Raw genomic sequence first — 23,528 nt, forward strand, 5'->3', positions numbered from 1 at the left:
TACCTCAACCTGTTGGAAGGGCTTCGATGGCTATCGATCCGGTTTCTTCGGCGGCGGACACACTGCACGCGCGCGCCACTCGCAAGGCCATGGTCAGGCTCCTGCCGATCATGCTGGCCGCCTACTTCATGGCCTACATCGACCGCACCAACGTCGCGCTCGCCAAGACCCATCTGCAGGCCGACGTCGGCATCAGCGTCACCGCCTTCGGGCTGGGCGCCGGCATCTTCTTCATCAGCTACGCCTTCCTGGAGGTGCCCGGCAGTCTGATCATGCACAGAGTCGGCCCAAGACGGTGGATCACGCGGATCGCCGTCACCTGGGGCGCGCTCTCGGCGGCCATGATGTTCGTCCAGGGCGAGTGGTCGTTCTACGTGCTGCGCTTCTTCCTCGGCATGGCCGAGGCCGGCCTCTACCCGACCCTCATGTACATGGTCACCGTGTGGTTCTCCCAGAAGCACCGCGTCACCGTGGTCGGATTCATCTACCTGGCCCCGACCGTCGCCCTGATCGTGGGCAACCCGATGGGCGGCGCGCTGATGGAGTTCGACACCGCTCTGGGGCTGCACGGATGGCAGTGGATGTTCCTGATCGAAGGCATCGTGACCATGCTCGTCGGCGTCCTCGTCTGGTTCAGCCTGCCGGAGACGCCCCGCGACGCCTCATGGCTGACGTCCGAGGAAGCGGAGATACTCTCCGCCCGTGCCGTCGGCGCCGACACGGGAACCGGAAACCGCATCAAGGGCAACCTGAAGCACGCCTTCGCCCGCCCCTTCATCGTCATCGTCGCGCTGATCTACCTGTTCAACCAGGTCACGAACGTCGGCATCGTCTTCAACATGCCGTCGATCGTCGAGGGGCTGAACATTCACGGCTCGTTCCTCATCGGCCTGGTGTCGGGAAGCGCCGGTATCGGGGCCACCGTCGGAGTGCTCCTCGTTCCCCTCGTGCACCGTCGTTTCGGCAACGAGGTGGCGCTCATCGGGATCCTCGCGGCGTCGACGGCGGTGACAGCGGCAATCTTCGTGCTCTCGTCGTCCCCGACCGTGCAGATCCTGCTGATCGTGGTGTCCATGATCTTCGTGTTCGGCACGCTGCCGCTGTTCTGGTCCGTGGCCATGGCGCGGATGTCCGGACTGGTTGCCGCCGCCGGTCTCGCGTTCATCAACACGATCGGACTCCTCGGCGGATTCCTCGGCCCGTACGCCTTCGGCCTGGCCGAGGACGCGACCGGGAACCCCAGCGCGGGGCTCTACGTCGTGATCGCCTCCTCGGTCATCGGCGTCCTGCTCACTCCTCTCCTCGCGCGGGCCGTCCGCAGTGAGGACGCGGCCGAGGCCCCGGTCCCTGTCGCGCGTTAGCCGCGACCCATCCCGGAACGAGACACGAAGGAAACGCACATGCACGGCCTCATGCAGGACCGCCCCTTGTCGCTGCCGATGCTCATGGACGGCATGGAGCACCGGTTCAGCCGCAAACACGTCACCACGACACAGCTGAGCGGCACAGTGTCCGCGTCCTACGGCGACGTCGCCGAACGCGTCCGACGCCTCGCCGGAGTGCTGGATCACCTGGACGTCCCCGCCGGCGCCCGGGTGGGGAGTTTCGGATGGAACTCGCAGCGCCACCTGGAGCTGTACATGGCCGTGCCCTGCTCGGGGCGGGTCCTGCACACGGTCAACCACCGTCTCTTCACGGACGACATCGCCTACATCGTCGACGACGCCGCAGACGACATCCTCTTCGTCGACCGGTCGCTCCTCGACGTGGTGCACCCCCTGCTCGACACGTGCCCGAGCGTGCGGCACCTCGTCGTGATGGACGACGGCTCATCGACGGAGCTGCCGATCGACCCCCGGGTACACGACTACGAGACGCTCCTGAGCGTCGCGCGGCCGGTCGCGGCGTTCGAGAGCGTCGACGAACGCACCGCCGCCGCCCTGTGCTACACGTCGGGGACGACGGGCCGTCCCAAGGGAGTCCTCTACGACCATCGCTCCATCGTGCTGCACGCGATGACGCTGCTGATGGCGGACACCTTCGCCATCAGCGAGGACGACACGGTGATGCCGATCGTGCCCATGTTCCACGTCAACGCCTGGGGCCTTCCCTACGCCGCGCTGATGGCCGGAGCGAACCTGGTCATGCCCGGCCCGGTCATGTCACCGGAGCGTCTGGTGCAGGGAATGGAGGCGTGCCGGGTCACGTTCGCCGCCGCGGTGGCCACGGTCTGGCGCGGGATGCTGCCCCACGTCGGCGACGTCGACCTGAGCGCACTGCGGCGCGCCGTCAGCGGCGGGGGCGCGCTGCCCGTCTCGCTCTCCCGCGCCTTCCACGAAAAGGCCGGGATCCCGCTGGCGAGCTCGTGGGGGATGACCGAGACCAGCCCGCTGGTCTGCAGCGCGAGAGTACCCAGCGAAACAGCGCACTCCCTGACCGAGAACGACCGCATCGCGGCACTGGCCGCCCCCGGTCCTCCCACGGCGCTGTGTTCGCTGCGCCTGGTCGCCGAGGACGGTTCCCCCGCGCCCCGCGACGGACGGCACCGAGGTGAACTGCAGGTCGCCGGACCGACCATCGCGGCCGCCTATTTCGGCAGTTCCCCCGATGCCTCGGCGTTCACCGAGGACGGCTGGTTGCGGACCGGCGACGTGGCCACCATCGACCCCTTCGGTGTCGTGCGCATCGTCGACCGGACCAAGGACCTCATCAAGTCGGGAGGAGAGTGGATCTCGTCGGTCGAACTCGAGAACGAGATCATGGCGATGACCGATGTCCTGGAGGCCGCGGTCATCGCGGTGCCCGACGACAAGTGGGGAGAAAGGCCGCTCGCCTGCGTGGTGCCGGTACCGGATTCGGACCTCACCGCCGAGAGCGTCCGCAGGCATCTGTCCGGACGGGTGGCCAAGTGGTGGATCCCCGAGAAAGTGGTCATGCTGGACGGTCTTCCCAAGACGGCGTCCGGAAAGTTCGCGAAAGCCGCACTGCGCCGGTCACTGACCACTATGAGCGGCTGACGGGCAGCCACACCACTGAACGGTCCGTCGCGGTCGCGGGTTCTGCCACGGCGGAGTCTCAGCGAACCGGATCGAGGAGCAGCCCTCCGACCACGATGTCCACGACCTCGTCGGCAAGTTGCCGCAGGTCGTCCGACGACTGCCCCTCGATCCGGTGGAACCACATGTCGACGGCATTGAGACTGCACAGCAGCGTCCGGGCGGCCAGATTCGCGCGCACGGGACGAATGGTGCCGTCGGCGATACCATCCTTGACGACCTGAAGGAAAAGGTCTTCGTACTCGGCCCTCAGGACATTCAGCGCATCCAGCGCCTTCCGCTGACGGGGCTTCAGCGCGGTGGACGACTGCTCACGCACTCCGAGATGAACCACATGGTGATACGTGAGATTCGTCATCAGATTCATCACGTGCTGGGTCGACATGGCAATGAGTCTCTCCCGCCCGCTCCCAGGAGCCTGGGCCAGCGGCTCCACTTGTTCGCGGACGGTTCGCATGCCGTGCTCGTACGCGGCGAGGAAAATGTCGAACTTGGAGCGGAAGTGGTAGTAGATCAACCCTTTGGTGGCGCCGACACTGTCGGCGATGTCATCGATGGCGACGCCGAACCCCTGCTCCATGAAGGCCTCGGCGGCGGCGTCCAGAATTCGGCGCTTGGCATTGTCGGCCTCGACGCCGTCCGTGACTGCCATCCAGATCCTTCTCTCGTTCGGTATGCGTTCGGCGCACCGCTCGCCGACGCACTCTTCGAGGGGCGGAACACCCCCATGATGATACTCCCTAGTATTTCAGGCGAGAAACAGGCAGTGAGCCCACGACCACCGGCGGCAGCGGCCCGCCGGCAGGGGGCTGCATGCCGCTCCGGCAGCCGGTAGACCACCCCCTGGATCATGGGCTTCAGCGCTTGGCTGTCGTGAATGTTCGCTGGGGAGTGCTACCTGCACGCCCCGGACGGCCCCCTCATCGAGGTGGACCAGGCAACAGGGCTGCTCCAGGATGTCCTGGCACGCACCGACGCCTGACCGGGGCGGTGCCGCGGTGACCACGCCAGCGGGCCGGGTCGCGCGGCGTGCGGGTCTCAACCGGACGCGGTACCAGGCCCCGGGGCCCGCAGTTGCGGGTCCGTCGCCCCGCCCGGGCATGCCATCCGCTCGATCTGCCATCCGGCGCGTCGGGCACCGGCCCGGTACGCGCTTTCGTAGAAGGCGAGCACGGCGGCACGCGGGTCGGCCTCGGTGCGGACCTCGTCGTACCGCAGCACGGACAGGTGGCTGTTGTTCCGGGCGATCCAGTGGGCCGCCGCGGGCCGGAGCGGCTCCTCCGCCAGGTGTGCCGGCTCCGGAGCGGTGTAGGAGTAGAACGCGGGCTCGGGGAAGGTGTCGTCCCCGAACCAGAAACCGAAACTGATCACCTCCCGGGAGTACGCCTCCCGGGTGACCGGGTCGATCTGCTCGGGCTGCTCGATGTGGCGCCCGGAGAACCGGGTGTGCGCGATGTCGAAGGTGTGCCAGAAGTGGTGCACCGGGCTGACCTTCCCCGAGTACCCCGCGGCGAATTCCTCCAGTACGGACGCCACCTGGCTGAGGACCCGCCAGTAGCGGTTGGCCTGCACGGGATCGTAGGTCGCGTGCTCGGTGTCCTCGGCGAACGGCCGGCCGGAATCGGGCAGGTCGAAGGGCCTGGGTACGTCGAGCCGCACCCGGATGCCCAGCGCGGCCAGCGAGTCCATGACCGCGTCGTGGAAGGACGCCACGGACCGGCCGATGAGCGGGAAGGAGATCTCCCGGCCGTCCAGAGTCGAGACAACCAGCTGATGTGCGACGAAGTCGAAGTCCATCGCGAAGATCGGGTTGCCGTCGACCTGCCCCATCGGGCGAGTGGTGGTGCCGCGCCCCGTGAGGTGGAACGGGACATTCCACCAGTGGTTGCGCCGGGCACTGGCGGCGAGACGGATCTTCCCGACGATCTGCGCGAAGCGATGGAGCGTCTCCTTGGTGTCGCGCCACTCGGCGAGCGGGATCGGCGGAAACAGCTCCATGGTCATCACCCTTCCCTCCCGCCCAACGCTCCTGATGGCCGGACGAGGCCTGATGACCATGATGACCACGTCCGACAGGTGCGGCACCTCGTCGAACCCGGAAGGTCTATCGGCGTGCGCTGCGCAAACATGAGCATCGGGCAACCGCCCCCTGAAGCCCGACCAGCGGCCGCCGGCTCCGGCAGATGCCGGCGCCCCGCGCCGTCATGCTCCTGCCGGCGGCGACATGCCGGGCCGCAGCGAGCTTTGAGTACCCGGTGCGCGAGCTGGTGCACCGGGCGCTCCTCGCCGACCGGGAGGCAAGGGCCACTTGGTCCGACATCGCCCGGCCACTGGGCGGAAGCCCGGACGCCGCCCGACCCCATGCGCTCCGGGTGCCCGGAGCATGGGGGCATGACGCCGCCGCGCGGCACCCGACCCACAGGTTCCGGCCGATCCACCGAAACCGTCGAGCCCGACCTGCGCATCGTTCACCGCCTCCGGCAGTCTGAGAGCGTTGCTGGGCTCGCCAAGGTCTTCAAAGAGTGCCGTCTCGGCCGTATGGTCCGCCGCTTCGGCGCGGTACGGGGCCGGGCACCGTCGCCGCGGCGACAACGGCGAGGTCGAGGTCGAGGTCGAGGTGGGAGTTTATGTACAGCTCGAACTGGCCGTAGGGGTTGGAGCTGCTGGGTTCACGTGCGCCCAGAACAGCGGTGACAGGACCACCCGGCGTCGCGGAGACGGAGCCGGCCGTCGTCACCCGCGTCCTGGGCATCTACGCCCATCGGGTCATCACTCCGCGGCGATACGGCGGTTAACGGCCTGGAGCTGATGACCGCGCTGCGCCCGCCCAGGCCCCCGGTGCGCGATGAGGCGGCCGGCAACTACGGCTGCGAATGTGACAGCCCCACCAGACAACCGACCATGTGTTGCAACGACCGCTAGAAACCGTCAGGGGGAGACGGCCCTTGAGGATCAACGGCCGGAAATCTGGCGCTGAGCCGGTGTTCGCAGGTCAACGTCCTGCCCGTTGTAGGCCGTGTAGGCCCTCGACAGAAGTTCTTCCTCGGCGCTCACGACGACCCCTGGCCCTCGAATCGCCGGCCCGGCTCGTCCGCGGCTGCCGTCACAGGCTCAGCAGCAGGTCCCGGACCGCGGCGGGCTGGGACAGGAACGGGTGGTGGCCGGCGTCGAGTTCGACGACGCTGCCGGCCCGGCGGGCGAACTCGCGCTGCAGGCGCGGCGGGGTGCCCCGGTCCTGGGTGCAGATGAGGTACGTCGAGGGCACCTGCTGCCATGCGGCCGCCCCGACCGGCTGCCCGGTCACCTGCACGCTCTGCCGGGCGAGGTGGTCCGCCGCCTGCGCCTGGACCTCGGGGTCGCAGTCCTGCAGGAATGTGTCGACGAGCAGCTCGGGGCGAACCTCGAAGGTGCCGGCGTCGGGGTCGACATCGAGGAACGGGGCGGGGCTGCCGTCCCCGAACTCCGACAGGCTCTGCCCTACCTCGGGCAGGTAGCTGGAGACCATCACCAGGTGGCGTACCGACCCGACGCCCGCGGCGGCTTCCGCGGTGATGATGCCGCCGTAGCTGTGGGCGACCACAACGGTCGGCTCGTCGCTGTCCAGCAGCGCCTGCCGCACCGCCGCGACGTCCTCGGACAGCCCCGGACCGCCGGCGCCTCCGGGCAGGCCTGCCTCGCCGCAGCTCGGCAACGCCGGGGCCACGCTCAGCACCCCTCGCTCCTGCAGCAGCTCGGCGGTACGGTGCCACCACCACGACCCGTCCCGCACGCACGCCCCATGCACGAACACGACCCTCATCGCTACCTCCACGTCTGCCTTGACTGCCTTTCGATCAACAGTAGACGTAGCCGCCGTTACGGAAAAAGATGTCGACATGGGCAGACGACCGCAGCCAGACATCAAGAACAGGCTGCTCGACGCCTGCGCCGATTACGCCCTCGCGCACGGCCTCCCCGACCGGCTCGAGCCGCTGGCCACCGCCACCGGCACCTCGGCCTGAATACTGATCTATCACTTTGGCACCCGCGACGCCCTGTTGCGGACCGTTCTCGGGCACGCGCGCCAACGCCGGCTCGTCCTGGACGCCCTTCAGATGGCACTGTGGCAGCGCGGCCGGGACGGATACCCGTATTCGCAGGACGAGTTGATACATCACTCGGACGCGGGGTCGCCGTACACATCGTTCGCGCCGACCGGGCCTCTGGACCAGGCAGGGATCGCGGCATCGATCGGCTCGGTCGGCGACGCCCACGACCGTCAGTCTCTTCGTACCGGATCCCGCAAGGACCGGGTAATCCCGGCCGCGACGGTCTGACTCCTGCTTACGACCGACCCCACGGGTGTCCTGGCGTTGATCTGTCGACCGTCCGGCCGGGCACGCAGCATGCGCTGCCGGGTCGAACCTCGCCGCCGCCGAGTGGATCGACTGGTACTGCCACCGCCGACTCCACGGTGGGACAGGCCACGTCCCACCCGTCGAGTACGAGCCCGATCGACGTTTCGCTCGCTCGGCGTCTCTCCCTCGATCAGCAGATCCGCCGTTGATTGGACACTCCCCATGGTCACGGGGAGTGTCTTCCTCCCTATAGCGTGACGCGGCCCAGCCGCACGTGCCAACGGCCGGCGCACGACGTAAAGGACACCGTCGACAGAGGCGGCACTTTGAGGTGCCAGAAGGCTCTCACAGGTGCTGACAGAGCGTGGACAAGCGCGGCCCGGATAACGGCCGGTTCCGTGATGGCCAGTGCGCGGTCCATGTCGGGCGGCAGGCTGTTCAGCCAATGCATGATCCGTTGGCAGAGCTGGCGCACGGACTCACCTCCGTGGGGCGTGGCATCCGGGTCCGTCAGCCAGGCGGAGAACCCGTAGGGGTCGGTAGCAGCGACTTCGGCGGCTGTGCGGCCGCGCCACTTGCCGTAGTCGAAGTCGCGTAGCGCAGGCTCGAGTGTGGTCTCGAGGGCTAGAGCGTGAGCAGTCTGGGCGCAGCGGGTCGAAGGTGCCCGGACGGCCACCGAGTATCGGGGCAGGGCTGCTCCGGTGGCGTCTGCCTCGGACAGGCCGCGCTCACTCAGGGCATCGTCATCGAAGATTGCCTCGCTGGTGTCGTCCCCGGCGATCGCGCACAGAAGTGTCAGGCAGATCGTCATGGCTGATCCCCTTCCTGCCCTGCAGCGGGCCGACCGGTGCGAGACGGCCGAAAACCCGTGGAGCTGGTGGTGTGACACGGAGCTTTTACTTCTGTCGCCAGTCGGTTGATCAGGCGGGCAGGCTTGGTAGCGGTATGCGGAACTCCCACCTCCACAATCAGGCAAAGCTACGCACCGCAACCATCCGGCACCTGTCCGGAACCGACCCCGCCGACTGGCTGGCACGCTCCCGCCACCCGGCCGCATCCAGTGTCGGCCACCCACAGGACCGGCCTCGGCGTGGTACGAATCGGACAGTGGGCCCGACGGCGAGCGGAGCACGCGTGATCCGGGTAATGGTGGTCGACGACGAGGCGCTGATCCGTACCGGCTTCCAGCACATCCTCGAGACGACCGACGGCATCAAGGTCGTGGCGGCGGTTCCCGGCGGCCAGGCGGTCCGAACGGCGCAGGAGAGACGCCCCGACGTCGTGCTGCTGGACATCCGGATGCCTGACGTGGACGGCCTCACCGTCCTGGCCGACCTCCTTCGGCTGCCGCACCCTCCGGTGGTGGCCATGCTCACGACGTTCGACATGGACGAGTACGTCACCACGGCACTCCGGTCGGGCGCCGCCGGCTTCCTGCTCAAGGACACCGACCCGGATCAACTGCCCTACCTGGTACGGACCCTGGCCGAAGGCGGCACCGTTCTGTCGTCCAAGGTCACCCGGACCGTCGTAGACGGCTACTTGAACTCCGGCCTGCAGGAAGACGCCGCCCGCAGCCTCGACCCGCTGACCGACCGCGAGCGCGCCGTACTCGCCTTCATCGCCGAGGGGCTGTCCAACACCGACATCGCCGCACGGATGCACCTGAGCACCGGCACGGTCAAGGACCATGTGAGCGCCATCCTCACCAAGCTGAAGGTGGGCAGCCGCGTCCAGGCCGCCCTGCTCGCGGAACGAGCCGGCCTGCTCAAGCCGCCGCGGGACCAGAAGAAAACATGAGCACTCGCCGCCTGCCCGCCCCGCTGCTGGACGCCGCCCTCGTCGGAGCCTCACTGCTCGATGTCTGGGGCCATGTCGACATTTCCGAGCCGCTGCGCATGGTCTGCGCCCTGGCCGCTGCCTTCGCTCTTCTCCTGCGCCGTCGCCTGCCGCTGCTCACGTTCCTGCTCACCCTTCCCGCAGTCCTCGTCTCCGACGCGGTTTTCGCCGCCCTGGCCGCGCTGTACACGCTCGCCTCACTCACCCGCCGCCGCACCCTGCTGGCCGTCTGCGCTGTGGCGTTCACCATCAGCGACATGACCTCTTTTCCGTCGCCGGACTTCGATCTCTCGGCGCCGGCGACCTTTGTCACCCTGGGCTACACAGCGGCGACGGCGGCCGCACCCGTCTTCCTCGGCCAGCTCGTCCAAACCCGGCGTGATCTGTCGTTGCGACTCGCCGAGATCTCCCGGGCACACGACCACGAGCGGCAGCTGACGGCCCAGACCGTGCTGGCCAAGGAACGCACGGCACTCGCTCGAGAAATGCATGACGTGGTCTCCCACCAGGTCAGCCTCATCGCGGTGCAGGCCGGGGTACTCCAGGTCGGCAGCCGGGACGCCGAAGTCAAACAAGCCGCAGCCACGATCCGCAGGCTGAGCGTGCAGACCCTGGACGAACTGCGGCACATGGTCAGCGTCCTGCGGGCCACCGGGGGCCGCCCCACGGAACTCATCCCACAGCCCTCCCTGGCCGACCTCCCTCAGCTGGTCGACGACAGCGGCATCGAGGCCGAGCTGCACACGGGCCTGTCCGGCAGCCTTCCACCGCCCTTCCAGCGCGCCATCTACCGCACCGTCCAGGAGGCACTGACCAACGTGCGCAAGCACGCCCCCGGCGCGACAGCGGTCGTCCGCATCCGCCACGAGAACACAACCGTCCGTGTCACAGTCACCAATACGGCACCGACCCGGCCCGCTCTGCCCCTTCCCAGTGCCCACTATGGCTTGGTCGGCCTGCGCCAGCGTGCCGAGCTGCTCGGCGGCACGGTCACCTGCGGCCCCACCACAGACGGCGGCTACCAACTGTGCCTGGAACTCCCGGCCGACGGCACGTGGTGAGCAGGCGAGCCCGAGTGGTCTGGTGCGTTGAGGCCGGTAGAACGACTCGTCAGCACTGGGCACTGTCCTGGCGATCACGAGCGGAGCCAGATCGCGAGGGCCGCGACGGTGACCGTGCCGAAGAGATCAACAACCAACCCCGCCGCCGCCTCGGCTACCTCACCCCACAAGAAGCCTTCCAACGAGCCCTCACCGAAGTTGTTGCTTCAACGAATTGACACCGCCAGTCGGTACCGAGCGGCAGGAGCGTGTCCGCGTCCTGGAGAGCCGACGCTGCCGCGGGGTTGCCGATCAGACCCGTCCGACCGACCTGGAAGGGATGGGCGACGCCCCGCACCCCGCGTCGTAACGGTGAGGCGGGGGCATCGTCACGGTCGGCACGTCGTCTCATCTCTCGTAGGTGTGGAAACCTCGGCCGCTCTTCTTGCCGAGTCGGCCCTCCTCCACCAGCCGCAGCAGGACCGGCGGTGCGGCGTACTGCGGTTCGGTGTACTCACGGTGCAGGGCGTCGGCCACCGCCTTGACCACGTCCAGCCCGATCAGGTCCGCCAGCCGCAGCGGTCCCACCGGGTGGGCGCAGCCCAGCGTCATGCCCCGGTCGACCGTCTCCGCCGTCGCCTGCCCGGACTCCACCATGCGCATCGCGCCGAGGAGGTAGGGGATGAGGAGCCCGTTGACCACGAAGCCCGCGCGGTCCGGAGCCTCGATGAGCGTCTTGCCCAGGGCGTCGGTGAGGAGCGCCGCGGTCCGGGTGCGGGTCCGCTCGTCGGTCCTGGACGTGCTGATCAGCTCGACCAGCGGCATGAGCGGCACCGGGCTGAAGAAGTGGACGCCGATGACCCGTTGGGGGTTGCGGGTTCCCCAGGCCATCCGGCCGATCGGAAGGGACGACGTGTTGGTGGCGAGAACGGCCTCGTCGTCCTCGAGGAGGCAGTCGATGCGGGTGAACAGGGCGGTCTTCAGGTCCTCGTTCTCGGGGACCGCCTCGATCACGCACTCGCGGTCGGCGAGCCGGCCGATGTCGGCGGTCACCTCGATACGGCCGAGGGCCGCGTCCCGGTCCTGCTCGGTGAGTGTTCCCCGGCGGACGGCCTGGCCCATGGAGCGCCGGATACGGTCGCGTCCCACCGGGACGGCTTCGGCGCGCGACACGACCACGCGGACGTCGAGGCCGGCCCGGGCCGCGATGTCGGCGATGCCCGCGCCCATCACGCCGCAGCCGACCACTCCCAGTCGGGTCGTCGGATCGTGGGTCATGAGTTCTCCTGCCAGCGCATCAGGGTCGTCCCGACCGACATGCCGCCGCCGAACCCGGCCAGCAGCACGATGTCGCCGTCGCGGATCGCTCCCGAGCGCACCCCGTCGTCCAGGGCGACCGGCACGGATGCGCTCCCCACGTTTCCGTATCTCTCCAACGTGCGACAGGTGCGGGCTCCGGTCATCCCGGCCTTCTCCACCAGGCGGGTCAGCAGCACCCCGTTGGGCTGGTGCGGCACGAAGTGGTCGACGCTGTCGGCGCCGACCCCGGCGCTCTGCAGCAGCCGGTCCAGGATCGGCGGCACGTGCTCCATGACGAAGTCGCGAACGCCCCGGCCGTCCATCCGGAAGAAGTGGCCGCCCTCATCGACGGTGTGCGGAGTGAGGGGGGTGCGGCTGCCGCCTGCCTCGACGTGGATGAGCCGGTGGGCCTCGCCACTGCTGGACAGCTCGGTGCCCAGGAAGCCGTGACCGTCGCGGACCGGGCCGACGACCGCGGCGCCGGCGCCGTCGCCGAGGAGGACCGTGGTGCGGTGGTCTGCGTGGTCCAGGATGCGCGAATAGACATCAGCACCGACGACGACGGCGTATCCCCGCGGCCGCCCGGCGAGCAGCCGGTGGGCCAGTTCGAGCCCGTACACGAAGCCACTGCACACCACGTTGATGTCGAAGCAGGCGGCGCCCGAAGCCCCGATGGCGTTCTGGACCAGGTAGGCGGTGGGGGGCTGCGGAGAGTCGCCGGTGGATGTCGACACGATCAGGTAGTCGAGCTGGTCCGCGGTGATGCCGGCGGCCTCCAGGGCCCGGGTGACGGCGTGCACGGCGAGGTCCGACGTGGCCTCGTCGGGGGCCGCGTACCGGCGGGTGAGGATTTCGGTCCGTTCCTCGATCCACTGCGCGGTGACACCGCACCAGCCGGCGACCTCCTCGTTGCCGACCTGTCGTGCGGGCAGGTAGGAGCCGGTGCCGAGGATCCCCCGGGCGTTCATCGGGCGGCTCCCGCCGGGGCGGGGACCGCGGCGGCGTGGCGGCGCCAGGCGGTGAGGCGTTCCTCGCCGATACGGGCACGGGCGGCCGGGTCCGTGACGCCGAGCCCGTCGCTCGGCGCGAGGCAGCGGACGCCGACCTTGCCGAGGTGCCGGTTCTGCTGCACGAGCCGCGCGGCGTCCCCGACCCGCTCCAGCGGATAGACGCTCGTGAGCACGGGCACCAGCTTGCCGCGGCTGAACAGCCGTACGCACTCCGTCTGTTCCCGGAGGTTCGCGATGTGGCTGCCGACCACCCGCTTGAGGTTCATCCAGAGGTAGCGGTTGTCGTAGCTGTGCTCGTAGCCGGTGCTGGACCCGCAGGTCACCACGGTGCCGCCGCGGCGCACCACGTGCACCGAGGTGCCGAAGGTGGATCGTCCGACGTAGTCGAACGCGATGCTCGGGTCCTCGCCGACCTCGGCCCGGATAATGCGGCCGAGCCTGCGGCCGAGCTCGGCTGCGTCGGCCCGGGGGTCGGCGTCGTCGCCCATGCCGATCTCCCGGCGGTCGATCACCAGGTCGCAGCCCTGCTGCCGCAAGAGGTCGGCCTTGGCCCGGGAGCCGACGACGCCGACCGCGACGCCGCCGCCGTTGCGGACCATCTGCACGGCGTACGCGCCGAGTCCCCCGGTGGCGCCCCAGATCAGCACCACGTCGCCCTGCTTCATCCGGGCGCCGTGGTCGCCGACCAGCATCCGGTACGCCGTGCCCGCGCACAGGGTGATCGTGGCCGCCTCCTCCCAGGTGAGGTGGGGCGGTTTGGCGACGAGTTGGGTGGCCCGTACGATCGTGTAGTGCGCCAGGCCGCCGAAGTTCGTCTCGAATCCCCAGGCCCGCAGGTGCGTGCCCATCATGCCGTCGTCGTGGGAGCCCGGGTCCTGGTCGTCGACGTACGCGGGGCTCACCACCACGTGGTCGCCGGCCCGCCAGTGCCGTACGCCGGCTCCGACGCGCACCACCACACCCGAGGCGTCCGAGCCGACCACCTGGTACGGCAGGTCGTGGCGCGTGGCGTAACCGCCCTGGCGCGCGTAGCGGCGCAGCGTCGTGAACGTGGAGATCGGCTCGAACATGGCCGACCACACGGTGTTGTAGTTGATCGAGCTGGCCATGACGGCGACGACGACCTCGTCCGGCGCCAGCTCGGGCATCGGTACGAGACCCACGTGCAGGGTCCGGCGCACATCGGTCCCGGCCGCGCGGTCCACCGCCTCGGCGTCCTCGGCCCGTAGGTGTCCGGCGAGGAACTCGTCGGGGAGCGGCAGTCGTTCGAGTTCATCGGGGGGTGCGCCGTTGAGCGCCGCCTTGCTGAGCAGGTCCATGTGTGTTCCTCGCGATCGACGTCGGAATCCTGCCGGCGGACACCGCCGGACGAAGCGGGAGTGGGAGAGGTACGTCCCCTGTGTGCCCCGCGCGCGGGACCCTGCGGTCGTCCCGGTCGGACGCTGCGCCCGCCCGTGCGGGCGCGCCGGGGAGCACGGGCGGCGGCGGGGTGGTGGTGGTGGTGGTGCTGCTGCGTGCGACCGGTGAGGGCAGTCCGGCACCGCGTGGGCCGGTCGGGGTGGGTGGGCGACGGCCGCCCGAGGTCCGGACCGCCATGTCCCGGTGGGCGGGCCGCGGCGGGCCCGTGGCCCGCCGGATCCGGAACGCCCGGGACCGCCGGTCACCCGGGCGGGGCCTCCAGTTCAATGGCCGAGACGGGGCAGTAGTCCGCGGCCTCCTCCGCCGCGGCCAGCAGATGGCCGGGCGGCCGGGGGTTCTTGAGCAGTACCTTGCCGTCCTCGCCCTGGTCGAAGAGGTCCGGCGCGACCAGCGAGCAGGCACCGGAGCGGCAGCAGGCGGCGTGGTCCACCCTCAGCAGCGGCCCGGGCTCTTCCTGTGTACTCATGCGGGCGTTTTCGCCGGCTGCTCGCCCCAGGCGACCGGCAGGTCGATGGTGCCAAAGACGAGGGTCTCCGTACGGAACGGCACCTCGGACTCGGGCACGGCAAGGCGCAGGTCGGGCAGCCGGGTGAGCAACCGCTCGAAGGCCGTCTGGAGTTCGATGCGGGCCAGGGTGTGCCCGACGCACAGGTGCGGGCCGTGGCCGAAGCTCAGGTGGGGACGGCCGCGGCGGCGGACGTCGAGGGTGTGCGGGTCGTCGTAGACATCCTGGTCGCGGTTGCCCAGCAGCGGCGAGACGATGATGCCCTCCCCCGCGGCCACGGTCTGGTCACCGACCCGTACGTCCTCCGTGGCCACCCGGGTGATGCCGAACTGGAAGATGCTCAGGTAGCGCAGCAGCTCCTCCACGGCGCCGCGCAGCAGATGCGGCTCCTCGCGCAGGGCCGCCAGTTGACCAGGGTGCATCAGCAGCGCCGCGGTGCCCGTGGTGATCATGCTGGCGGTCGTCTCGTGGCCGGCCGCGAGCAGCAGGTACGAGGTGAGCAGCAGTTCCGGCCGGTCCACCTTGCCGGGTATCAGGTAGTCGGCGACGAGCCGGCTGATCATGTCGTCGCCGGGCTCCTTCTCCTTGCGGGAGACCAGCTCGTCGAGGTAGCCGCTGAGAGCGGCCTTGCTCTCGGCGATCCGCTCCGGGGCGCCGGCGCGGTGCGGGTCGAAGAGGGCTTCCAGATGGGTGGTGAAGAAGTCCGCGTCCTCGTAGGGAACACCGAGCAACTGGCAAATCGAGCGGGACGACACGGGGACGCCGTACGCCTGGTGCAGATTGGCCGGCGGTCCCTGGCGGATCATCTCGTCCAGCAGCTGGTCGCAGGCCTGCTCGATCTCGGGGCGCATGGCCTGGACGCGCTTGACCGAGAACTCCCCCGCCAGCATGGTGCGGTAGAAGGCGTGCTGGTCACCGTCCATCCGCATGAAGGACCCCTTGAGCACCGGCCGCATCTTCTGCCGGTAGAGCGTGGGGAATCCCTCCCGGCCCATGTCCGAGCTCATGCGCGGGTCGTCGAGCAGGGCCCGCGCCGCGTCGTAGCGGGTCACCAGCCAGGCCGGACCGGTGGGCAGTTGCACCCGCACCAGCGGGGCCTGCTCCTGGAGAGCCAGCAGACCGGCGGGCGGGTCGTAGGGACAGGTGCGATCGGTGATCGGGTATGTGGGCAACTGGTCAGCCACTGCGACCTCTTTCCTGCTCGGACTGCAAGATCCGCAACCTCCGCGGGCAACGGCCCGAGGTTGGCACAGCGTTCTGCCGCAGGACGCTCAAACGTGAGCGGGCGCCGGTGATCGGCGCGCCTATCGTCGCAACGGTTTCCCAGTGGCGGGTACGACCCTGGAGGTCACGGTGACGATGTACGACCACGTCGGCGGCGAGGACGCGCTTCGGCGCCTGGCCGAGGCGTTCCACCGGGCCGCGGTGGCCGATCCGCAGATCGGGCGCATGTTCCGGTACACGGGTGACGCGCATGTGCGGCACCTGACGGCGTACCTCGTCGAGGTCTTCGGGCACGGCAGCGCCTTCACCGACGAGATCGGCGGGTTCGAGCACGTGAAGAAGATGCATGCGGACCTGCGCATCACCGACGAGCAGCGCGAGCGGTTCGTGGAGCTGATGCTGGCCGCGGCCGACGAGGTGGAGCTGCCCGACGACGAGAGGTTCCGCACCCGCTTCGAGGAGCAGTTGCGCCGGGCGGCGGCGATCACCACGCGGGCCTCCCGTATGAGCCAGGAGGACCTGGGCACCCGGCACGGCACCCTGGGGAGGTGGACGTGGTGACGCGAACACCCCTCACTCCGCAGGAGGAGACCGCCCCTTCGCCCGGCGATGCGGCCGCATCGCTGCTGGACGGCGTCGCCGCCGCGCTCCACGACACGTTCGACAGGGAGGTGCCGGCCGGCGGCGAACCGGTCCTGCCGCCCGGCGCCGACTCGATGACGGCGGTCCGGCTGGCGCTGGCCCTGGAGGACCGCCTCGGTGTCCCGGTGCCGCTGAGCCTGCTCCGTGCGGGGCACGACGCGGCGACACTGGCCGGCCTGATCGCCGAGGCCGGGGGCACCGCGACCGCCGGGCTGCGGCTGGCCGTACCCGACGATCCGGCCGGACCCGACGAGCCGTTCCCCGCCACGGCGCTCCAGCAGGCGTACCTCGTGGGCAAGGAGGACGACCTGGTGCCGGACGCGGTCGGCTGCCACCACTACCGCGAGTTCGACGTCTCCGGCCTGGACGTCGACCGGCTGCGACGGGCCTGGCTGGCCGTGCGTCGGCGGCACCCGGTGCTGGACTGCGGCCTGACCGCGGCCGGGGCCCTGCGCGTGCGGCCCGCCCTGGACCTGCCGCTGACCACTCATCCCGTCGGTCACGACCCGTCCGAGGTCCGTGCCCGGCTGGGCCACCGCCGGTACACGGCGGCGGACTGGCCCCTGTACGAGGTGGAGGTCACCCCCGGGGCGGCCGGCGACGGACGGGTCCACCTGGCCGTCGACGGCGTCCTCTGCGACGGCCGGAGTCTGCGGGTACTGCTGCGCGACTGGTGGCGTGCGTACGACGGGTCCCCCGACGTCCTGGCGTCCGAGCCCGCGACGGTGTCCTTCGGCGACTACGCGCGCGCCGTCGCCCGGGAGAGCGGCGGGGAGCGGTACGCGGCGGACCTCGCCCACTGGGAGAAGCGGCTGGCGGCCCTGCCGGCTGGACCGGGCCTTGTTCGGACGCCCGCATGGGAGACCGGCGACGTCGGTGGCGGACCCGGCCGACGTCCACTCACCGGGTCGCTCGACGCGCGCGCGTGGGCGCGGCTGCGTGAGGTGGCCGCGCGTCAGGAGGTGAGCGCGACCGCGTTCGTGCTGAGCACGTTCGCGGACGTACTCGCCGGGGCCGGGGCACCGACGCCGTTCAGTCTTGTCCTGACCACCAGTGATCGGGCGCGGATGCGAGGAGCCGAGGACACCGTCGGCACATTCACCTCGACGGTGGTCTTCCCGGTCCACGACACCGATGCCCGGGCCGTGCACGAGCGCCTCGCCGAGGACCTCGACCACCCGACGGTGCCGGGGGTCGCAGCGCTGCGCCGCCGCCGCGGGCCGCTGCCCGACCTACCCGTGACCTTCACCAGCATGATCGACGACGGGGTGCCCGAGGGCGCCTTCGCCGCAGCCGAGTGCTACGCGGTGGGCCGGACCTCCGGTGTCTCCCTCGACCACCAGGTGTGGGAGGAGGACGGGGCGCTCCGCTACCGGTGGGACGTGGTCGAGCGGGCCTTCGAGGCGCCCGGCGCCGAGGCTCTGTTCACCGCGTACACCGCCCGGTTGGAGGCGCTGGCCGGGTCCGGGGAACCGGCACCGCCACCAGAGTCGGAAGAGGCCCGGGGGCAGGAGCCGGCGGCGTTGGCAGCCCGGCCCGAGCCGCGGGCCGGGTCCCTCTCCCCGGCGCCGCTCAACGACCTCCAGCAGGCCTATCTGGTCTCCCGAGCGCTGGGATCGGACGACGCGGGCGGGTGCCGTCTGCTGCTCAGTTACGAGGTCCCCGACCTGGACACCGACCGGCTGTGGCGGGCCCTGGAGCGGCTGACGGCCCGGCATCCGGTGCTGTCCGCGCGCGTCGATGCCGGGCACGGCCTGCAGCTGCCCGCCGTGCCGCCGTCGCCATCCGTGCCGGAGGTACCGCTCGTACCGGAGCTCGTAGGGGAGCTCGTAGGGGACCTGTTGCGGGAGGCGCACCTGTGGGACGAGGGCCATCTGGATGTCCGCGTGGGCCGTGCCGAGGGGTCGGACGGTGCGGGCACCGTGTTCCTGACGGCCGACCTCGCGCTGATCGACGCGCGCAGCATCCATCTGGCCGGTCGGGAGCTGATGCGGCTCTACGCGGCCGACGGCGACACCGGCGACGCCCCGTTCCCGGGCCCGGCGGGCCCCTCCGCCGGGGCCCTCGACGCGGTGGCGGCGCGTGAGCACTGGCGGCGGCGGGTGGCCGCACTGCCGCCGGGGCCCCGGTTGCCGACGGTTGCCGACGACGGGGGCCGGATCCGACTGCGCGGCACACTGCCGGGGTGGCGCACCGTGGTGGCCGCCGGGGCGAAGCACGGCTGCTCACCCGACGGCCTGTTGCTGGCGGCGTACGCACGGGCCCTCTCCCCCGGGCTCGGCGACGTGTTCGGCGTCCCGGTGGTGCGCTGGCCGGACGGGTCCGACGCCGCCCGGCCCGCCGAGCGGACCGCGCTGAGCTGGGTGACGGTCACGGCCGAGGGCTGTCCGCTGATCGACCTGGCGCGCCGTTACGACGCCGTACTGGCCGAGGACCGGGAGGCCGACACGGTGAGCGGCCTGTCCGAGCTCCGCAGGGCCAGGCGCTCCGGTCCCGGCCTGGCCGTCGTGTACACCAGCCTGTTCGACCTCGACACGCATCCGCTGCCGGACGGGGTCGAAGCGGGGGCCTGGGCGACGAGCACCCCGGGCGTGGCACTGGACTGCGTGGCGGTCCAGGAGGGCGACGTGCTGGAGTACGCCTGGGACGTGCTGCCGGAGCAACTGCCCGAAGGGTGGCCCGAGGAGGCGTTCGCGCGGTTCGCCGACGACCTGGCGGGGCTGGTGTCGCTCGAACAGACCCCGGTCGACGACCCGGATCTGCCGCCCGCCCGCTGGAACGACACCGCCCGCCCGTTCCCGGCGGACCTGCCGGTGCAGGTGCTGATCGAGGACCAGGCCCGGATCAGGCCGTCCGACGTGGCGGTCCGCTGGTCCGGTGGCGCCCTGTCGTACGCGGAACTGGAGCTGCGTGCCAACCGGTTGGCCTGGACACTGCGCGAGGCGGGAGTGGGCCGCGGAGACGTGGTCGGGGTGTCGGTGCGCCGGGGCCCGGACATGGTGGTCGCGGTCCTGGGCATCCTCAAGGCGGGCGGGGCCTATCTGCCGGTGCTGCCCTCGCTGCCCAGCGAACGGGCCTCGGTAATGCTGGCAGACGCCGCCGCAGCGTTCCTGGTGTGCGACGCGACCTGCGGTTGGGCGGCGTCGCTGTCCGGCACGCACGGCACTTCGTCGGCGAAGGACGCGACTCGGGCGGCGCAGGACGTACCGGAGTTGCGTCTGGTCGACCTGGATGTGGTGCTCGCCGAGCCGCACCCGCGCGAGGGGCGTGCGCCGCAGCCGGTGAACGAGGTGGACGATCTCGCGTACGTGATCTTCACGTCGGGCAGCACCGGGCGGCCCAAGGGTGTCGGGGTCTCTCACCGCCCGATGCTGAACCTCTTCGAGTGGAGCCGCCGCACGTTCGGCTTCGGGCCCGGCGACCTCGGCCTGTGCGTCACGTCGCTCGGCTTCGACCTGTCGGTCTTCGACATCCTCGGACTGCTCAGCCTGGGCGCCGCGTTGTACGTCGCCGACGAGGAGCAGCAGCGCGACCCGGGGCTGCTGCTCCGGGTGCTGGAGACCGAGCCGGTGACGTTCTGGAACTCGGCACCGACCACCTTGGCCAACTTGGCACCGGAGTTCCCCACGCCGTTCGGCCGGTGCGGCGGCGACACCCTGCGACTGGTGTTCCTCAGCGGCGATTACACTCCCCTGTGGCTCCCGGAGAGGCTTCGAGCGGCGTTCCCCGGCGCCACACTGGTGAGCCTCGGCGGTGCGACGGAGGCGACCGTCTGGTCCAACTACTTCGTGGTGGACCAGGTGGACCCGGGGTGGCGCAGCATCCCGTACGGACGTCCGCTGGACAACTCCCGCTACCACATCCTCGACGCATCGCGCCGCCCGGTGCCGATCGGTGCCGAGGGCGACCTGTACATCGCGGGCGACTGCCTGGCCCTCGGCTACTACCGGCAGCCCGGCCTCACCGCGGAGCGGTTCGTCACCGGCGAGTTCCCCGGTCTTCCGGAGACCCGGCTGTACGCGACGGGTGACCGTGCTCGGTTCGCGCCCGACGGTGTCATGCACTTCCTCGGCCGTCGCGACGGTCAGGTCAAGGTGCGCGGCTTCCGGGTGGAACTGCCGGAGATCGAGCACCGGTTGCGGACGCACCCCGGTGTCGCGGACGCGGTGGTCCTGCTGCGGTCCGGCGGCTCCGGGGAGGACCGACTGGTGGCGTACGTACTGCCCGAGGACCGGGCGCCGCGCCCGGACCGGGCTCCTGCTCCGCCTCTCACCGGGGCCGAACTGCGGGCACATGCCTCGGCCGCGCTGCCCGACTACATGGTGCCGTCGGTGGTGGCGTTCGTCGAGGAGTGGCCGACGACGCCGAACGGCAAACTGGACCGCGACGCCCTGCCGTGGCCGGCCGACAGCACGTCTGTGCCCGCGCCTGCCGTGGAGCGGGCCGCGCCGCCGGTCCCCGCCGGGCGCGTGCCGGGTGCCGGTGTCGCCCGGGCACGGGAGCGGACCGAGGTGCGAGAAGCCGCACCCGGTGCCGCGGAGTCCGGACCGGCCGGGACGGCGCCGAGCGCCGTGGTCGCCACCGGTACGGCAGACGTGGGCGCCGCGGCTCCGGCCGAAGACGTGGCGTCGATCGCCGCGCTGCTGGGCGAGTTGCTCGACCTGCCGCCGGTCGACCCCTCGGCGGACCTGTGGGAGCTGGGGGCCACCTCGTTCACCATGGTGCGGGCCAGCCGGGTGCTGCGGGACCGGTACGGCTGCGAGGTACCGGTGGCGCTGTTGCTGTCGGAGCCGACGGTCGCGGCCATCGCCGCGCACCTGTCCGCCGCGTCCCGGTCCCAGGCGCAACCGGCGCGCACCGAACCGGTGGGCGCGGAACACGAGCAGCCGCCGGCATCGCGGGCTCAACGGGAACTGCCCCGATCACCGCGCGTGCGACCGGAGCCTGCGGAACCACGGAACGTACGAACGAAGCTGCCGGAAACACCGTCGCCCCGTGAGGAGCGACCGGAACCATCACACGTCGCCCCACCGCCGCGGGCCGATGCACCGCGGCAGGCAGAGCCGCGTCGTGCGTCGCCCCCGCAGCAGGTGGACTTCTTCGCCGTCGAGGACCGGCGTCGCTTCAAGGAGGGCGACCTCGGACAGCGGCCCGCGCCCGAGCACGCCCGCCCGGTGCCGCTGGCCGGCGGGCGGCCGAGCGAGGGGCAGCGACGCTGGCGCGCCAGCCGCCGCCCCGTGACCGAGGGGTGGCTGGACGGCGAACGACTCGGCCGGCTGCTGCGGGTGCTGGCCCGGACGGACGAGAGCGCCGGCTCCGGCGCGCTCTACCCATCCGCCGGTGACACGTACGCCGTTCAGGTCTACGTACTGGTGCGCGACGGCGCGGTGGAGGGGCTCGACGCGGGGGCCTACTACTACCGGCCCCGCACGCACGCCCTGGAGCCCCTGGGCACCGGCACGGGCCTTCCGGTCAACGCCCACGTGTACTACAACCGGCCTTTCGCCGCCCGTGCCTGCGCGGAGATCTACCTGGTCGGGGAGCAGCAGGGCATCGAGCCGTTGTACCAGGCCCAGGCCCCCCGCTACCTGGCCCTGGAGGCAGGCCACATGGCTCAGCTGCTGATGCAGCAGCAGGTGCCGTCGGGTGTCGCGGTGTGCCCGGTCGGCGACCTGCGGCAGAGCGACCTCGCCGAGACGCTGGGACTCGGACCGTCCCACACCTTCCTGCTCGGGCTCCTGTGCGCGCCGCTGGACGCCGCCGGCGACGAGGCCCCCGGCGAGCCGCTGTGGACGGCGGCTGACACCCCGTCCGCGCGGCAGCCGGGCGAGGTCGCCGTCGTCGGGATGGCGGGCCGCTTCCCCGGCGCCGCCGGCCCGGACGAGCTGTGGCGGATGCTGCACGAGGGCCGGTCGGCCATCGGTCCCATGGCCCCGTCCCGTGTCGCGGCGCTCGGCTGGACCGGCCGGCCGCCGATCGGGGGGTTCCTGGACACGCTGGGGCCGGTGGACCTGCGCCCACTGCGGATCTCCCCCGCCGAGGCCGCTGTCATCGACCCGCAACTGCGCCTGCTGCTGCCGGCCGTCTGGCAGTGCCTGGAGGGTGCCGGGCACACCCCCCGGTCCCTGACCGAGGACGGCGGCCGGGTGGGGGTGTTCGTGGCGTCCATGTGGGACGACCACCTCGCCACGGCCGGGGACGGCTGGGAACGCGGAGACGCCGTGGAGGTCGTCGCCACCCGGGCGACGCTGCCCAACCGGCTGTCCCACACGTTCGGGTGGCAGGGTCCGAGCCTCGCGGTGGACACCTCCTGCTCGTCGTCGCTGACCGCCCTGCACCTCGCGATGCAGGCGCTGCGCTCCGGTGAGTGCGACAGCGCGGTGGTCGCCGGGGTGAACCTGGTGACCCACCGTCGGCACGTGGGCCTGCTCAGCGGCCTCGGCCTGCTCGCCACGCCGGACGGCGGCACACCGAACGGCGCGTACGACGAGGCAGCACCGGGCTGGTACCTGGGCGAGGCCGTCGGCGCCCTGCTGCTGCGGCGCGCCGACTCGGCCGCCCGGGACGGCGACCGGGTGCATGGAGTACTGGAGGCTTCGTGGTGCGCTCACGCGGGCGGGGAGGGCCGGTTCGGGGCGCCCGGGCCCGCCTCGCTCACCTCGTCGTTGACGGACATGCTGCGGACGGCCGGGCTCGACCCGACGGCACTGTCCTACGTGGAGAGCGCCGCGGCGGGCGCCGGCCTGGCCGACGCGACGGAGGTATCGGCCTTCGCCGAACTGCTGGCCGGCCGGGACGGCCCCGTGCCCATGGGCACGGTCAAGCCGAACATCGGGCACGCCGAGGCGGCGGCCGGACTGGGGCAGCTGATGAAGGTGCTGCTGCAACTGCGGCACGGCCGGATCGCGCCGACCCTGGTCTCGGGACAACCGAACCCCCTGGTGAACTGGGCGGACGGGCCGGTGTACGTACCCCGGCGGGCCGTCGACTGGGAACGGTCGGGCCCGCCGCGGCGGGCGCTGGTCAACGCCGTCGGCTCGGGCGGCTCCTACGGCCACCTGGTGGTACGAGAGGCGGAGGGGACCCGGTGACCGCGGATCCGGCCGTACGCACCACCAGGAAGGGCCCGACGACCGTGGACCGGGCCGCACATGAAC

The 23,528-nt window shown here is 71.1% G+C and carries 16 protein-coding genes; 7 read left to right on the forward strand and 9 right to left on the reverse strand.

The window, feature by feature from the left end; all coding sequences use genetic code 11:
* Positions 1–26: 26 nt before the first annotated feature.
* Positions 27–1,361, forward strand: a complete 1,335-nt coding sequence (locus ACFPZI_RS01855; RefSeq protein WP_381357181.1) for an MFS transporter — start codon at positions 27–29, stop codon at positions 1,359–1,361.
* A gap of 39 nt (positions 1,362–1,400) precedes the next feature.
* The gene (locus ACFPZI_RS01860) at positions 1,401–3,017 is read left to right on the forward strand and encodes a long-chain fatty acid--CoA ligase (RefSeq protein ID WP_381357183.1); all 1,617 of its coding nucleotides are present in this window, start codon (positions 1,401–1,403) and stop codon (positions 3,015–3,017) included.
* A 58-nt stretch (positions 3,018–3,075) separates the two neighbouring features.
* Here the strand turns inward: ACFPZI_RS01860 and ACFPZI_RS01865 are convergent, their stop codons facing one another.
* The 3 genes from ACFPZI_RS01865 to ACFPZI_RS01875 form a co-directional block, all read right to left on the reverse strand.
* Positions 3,076–3,708 (reverse strand): TetR/AcrR family transcriptional regulator, encoded by a 633-nt coding sequence (locus tag ACFPZI_RS01865; protein WP_381357186.1) that lies wholly within the window; start codon positions 3,706–3,708, stop codon positions 3,076–3,078.
* Between the two features lie 386 nt (positions 3,709–4,094).
* On the reverse strand, positions 4,095–5,054 hold the full coding sequence (locus ACFPZI_RS01870; RefSeq protein WP_381357382.1) for a DUF5996 family protein: 960 nt from the start codon (positions 5,052–5,054) through the stop codon (positions 4,095–4,097).
* A gap of 1,105 nt (positions 5,055–6,159) precedes the next feature.
* Positions 6,160–6,855, reverse strand: coding sequence for an alpha/beta hydrolase (locus ACFPZI_RS01875; protein WP_381357189.1), 696 nt, complete (start codon positions 6,853–6,855; stop codon positions 6,160–6,162).
* 76 nt (positions 6,856–6,931) lie between these two features.
* Between ACFPZI_RS01875 and ACFPZI_RS01880 the strand changes: the two genes are divergently transcribed.
* Positions 6,932–7,057: a hypothetical protein gene (locus ACFPZI_RS01880; protein ID WP_381357192.1), complete on the forward strand. Its 126-nt coding sequence runs from the start codon at positions 6,932–6,934 to the stop codon at positions 7,055–7,057.
* 583 nt (positions 7,058–7,640) lie between these two features.
* On the opposite strand, the gene ACFPZI_RS01885 is transcribed toward ACFPZI_RS01880, so the two are convergent.
* Complete coding sequence (locus ACFPZI_RS01885; protein ID WP_381357195.1) at positions 7,641–8,204, reverse strand: histidine phosphatase family protein; 564 nt, start codon at positions 8,202–8,204, stop codon at positions 7,641–7,643.
* Positions 8,205–8,527: 323 nt separating this feature from the next.
* Between ACFPZI_RS01885 and ACFPZI_RS01890 the strand changes: the two genes are divergently transcribed.
* On the forward strand, positions 8,528–9,193 hold the full coding sequence (locus ACFPZI_RS01890; RefSeq protein ID WP_381357198.1) for a response regulator: 666 nt from the start codon (positions 8,528–8,530) through the stop codon (positions 9,191–9,193).
* The gene (locus ACFPZI_RS01895) at positions 9,190–10,293 is read left to right on the forward strand and encodes a sensor histidine kinase (RefSeq protein WP_381357201.1); all 1,104 of its coding nucleotides are present in this window, start codon (positions 9,190–9,192) and stop codon (positions 10,291–10,293) included. The genes ACFPZI_RS01890 and ACFPZI_RS01895 overlap by 4 nt, the downstream gene beginning before the upstream one ends.
* A 387-nt stretch (positions 10,294–10,680) precedes the next feature.
* Here ACFPZI_RS01895 and ACFPZI_RS01900 read toward each other — a convergent pair whose 3' ends face one another.
* From ACFPZI_RS01900 to ACFPZI_RS01920, 5 genes are all read right to left on the reverse strand, one after another.
* Complete coding sequence (locus tag ACFPZI_RS01900) at positions 10,681–11,550, reverse strand: 3-hydroxybutyryl-CoA dehydrogenase (RefSeq protein WP_381357204.1); 870 nt, start codon at positions 11,548–11,550, stop codon at positions 10,681–10,683.
* Positions 11,547–12,539 (reverse strand): 3-oxoacyl-ACP synthase III family protein, encoded by a 993-nt coding sequence (locus tag ACFPZI_RS01905; RefSeq protein WP_381357207.1) that lies wholly within the window; start codon positions 12,537–12,539, stop codon positions 11,547–11,549. The genes ACFPZI_RS01900 and ACFPZI_RS01905 overlap by 4 nt, the downstream gene beginning before the upstream one ends.
* Complete coding sequence (gene ccrA / locus ACFPZI_RS01910; protein WP_381357210.1) at positions 12,536–13,900, reverse strand: crotonyl-CoA carboxylase/reductase; 1,365 nt, start codon at positions 13,898–13,900, stop codon at positions 12,536–12,538. Before ccrA ends, ACFPZI_RS01905 begins: the two co-directional genes overlap by 4 nt.
* 341 nt (positions 13,901–14,241) lie before the next feature.
* The gene (locus ACFPZI_RS01915; RefSeq protein WP_381357213.1) at positions 14,242–14,466 is read right to left on the reverse strand and encodes a ferredoxin; all 225 of its coding nucleotides are present in this window, start codon (positions 14,464–14,466) and stop codon (positions 14,242–14,244) included.
* Positions 14,463–15,689 carry a cytochrome P450 gene (locus tag ACFPZI_RS01920; protein WP_381357216.1) on the reverse strand — a complete coding sequence of 409 codons (1,227 nt, stop codon included), beginning with the start codon at positions 15,687–15,689 and terminating at the stop codon, positions 14,463–14,465. Before ACFPZI_RS01920 ends, ACFPZI_RS01915 begins: the two co-directional genes overlap by 4 nt.
* A gap of 142 nt (positions 15,690–15,831) precedes the next feature.
* Here ACFPZI_RS01920 and ACFPZI_RS01925 point away from each other — a divergent pair, with 142 nt between their 5' ends.
* Both ACFPZI_RS01925 and ACFPZI_RS01930 read left to right on the forward strand, forming a co-directional pair.
* Positions 15,832–16,290 (forward strand): group II truncated hemoglobin, encoded by a 459-nt coding sequence (locus ACFPZI_RS01925; protein WP_381357219.1) that lies wholly within the window; start codon positions 15,832–15,834, stop codon positions 16,288–16,290.
* A complete protein-coding gene (locus tag ACFPZI_RS01930) occupies positions 16,287–23,462 on the forward strand; it encodes an amino acid adenylation domain-containing protein (protein ID WP_381357222.1) in 7,176 nt (2,391 codons plus the stop codon). The genes ACFPZI_RS01925 and ACFPZI_RS01930 overlap by 4 nt, the downstream gene beginning before the upstream one ends.
* The last annotated feature ends 66 nt before the right edge of the window (positions 23,463–23,528 follow it).

This window comes from Streptomyces chlorus (assembly GCF_042655885.1).
GTDB lineage: Bacteria > Actinomycetota > Actinomycetes > Streptomycetales > Streptomycetaceae > Streptomyces > Streptomyces chlorus.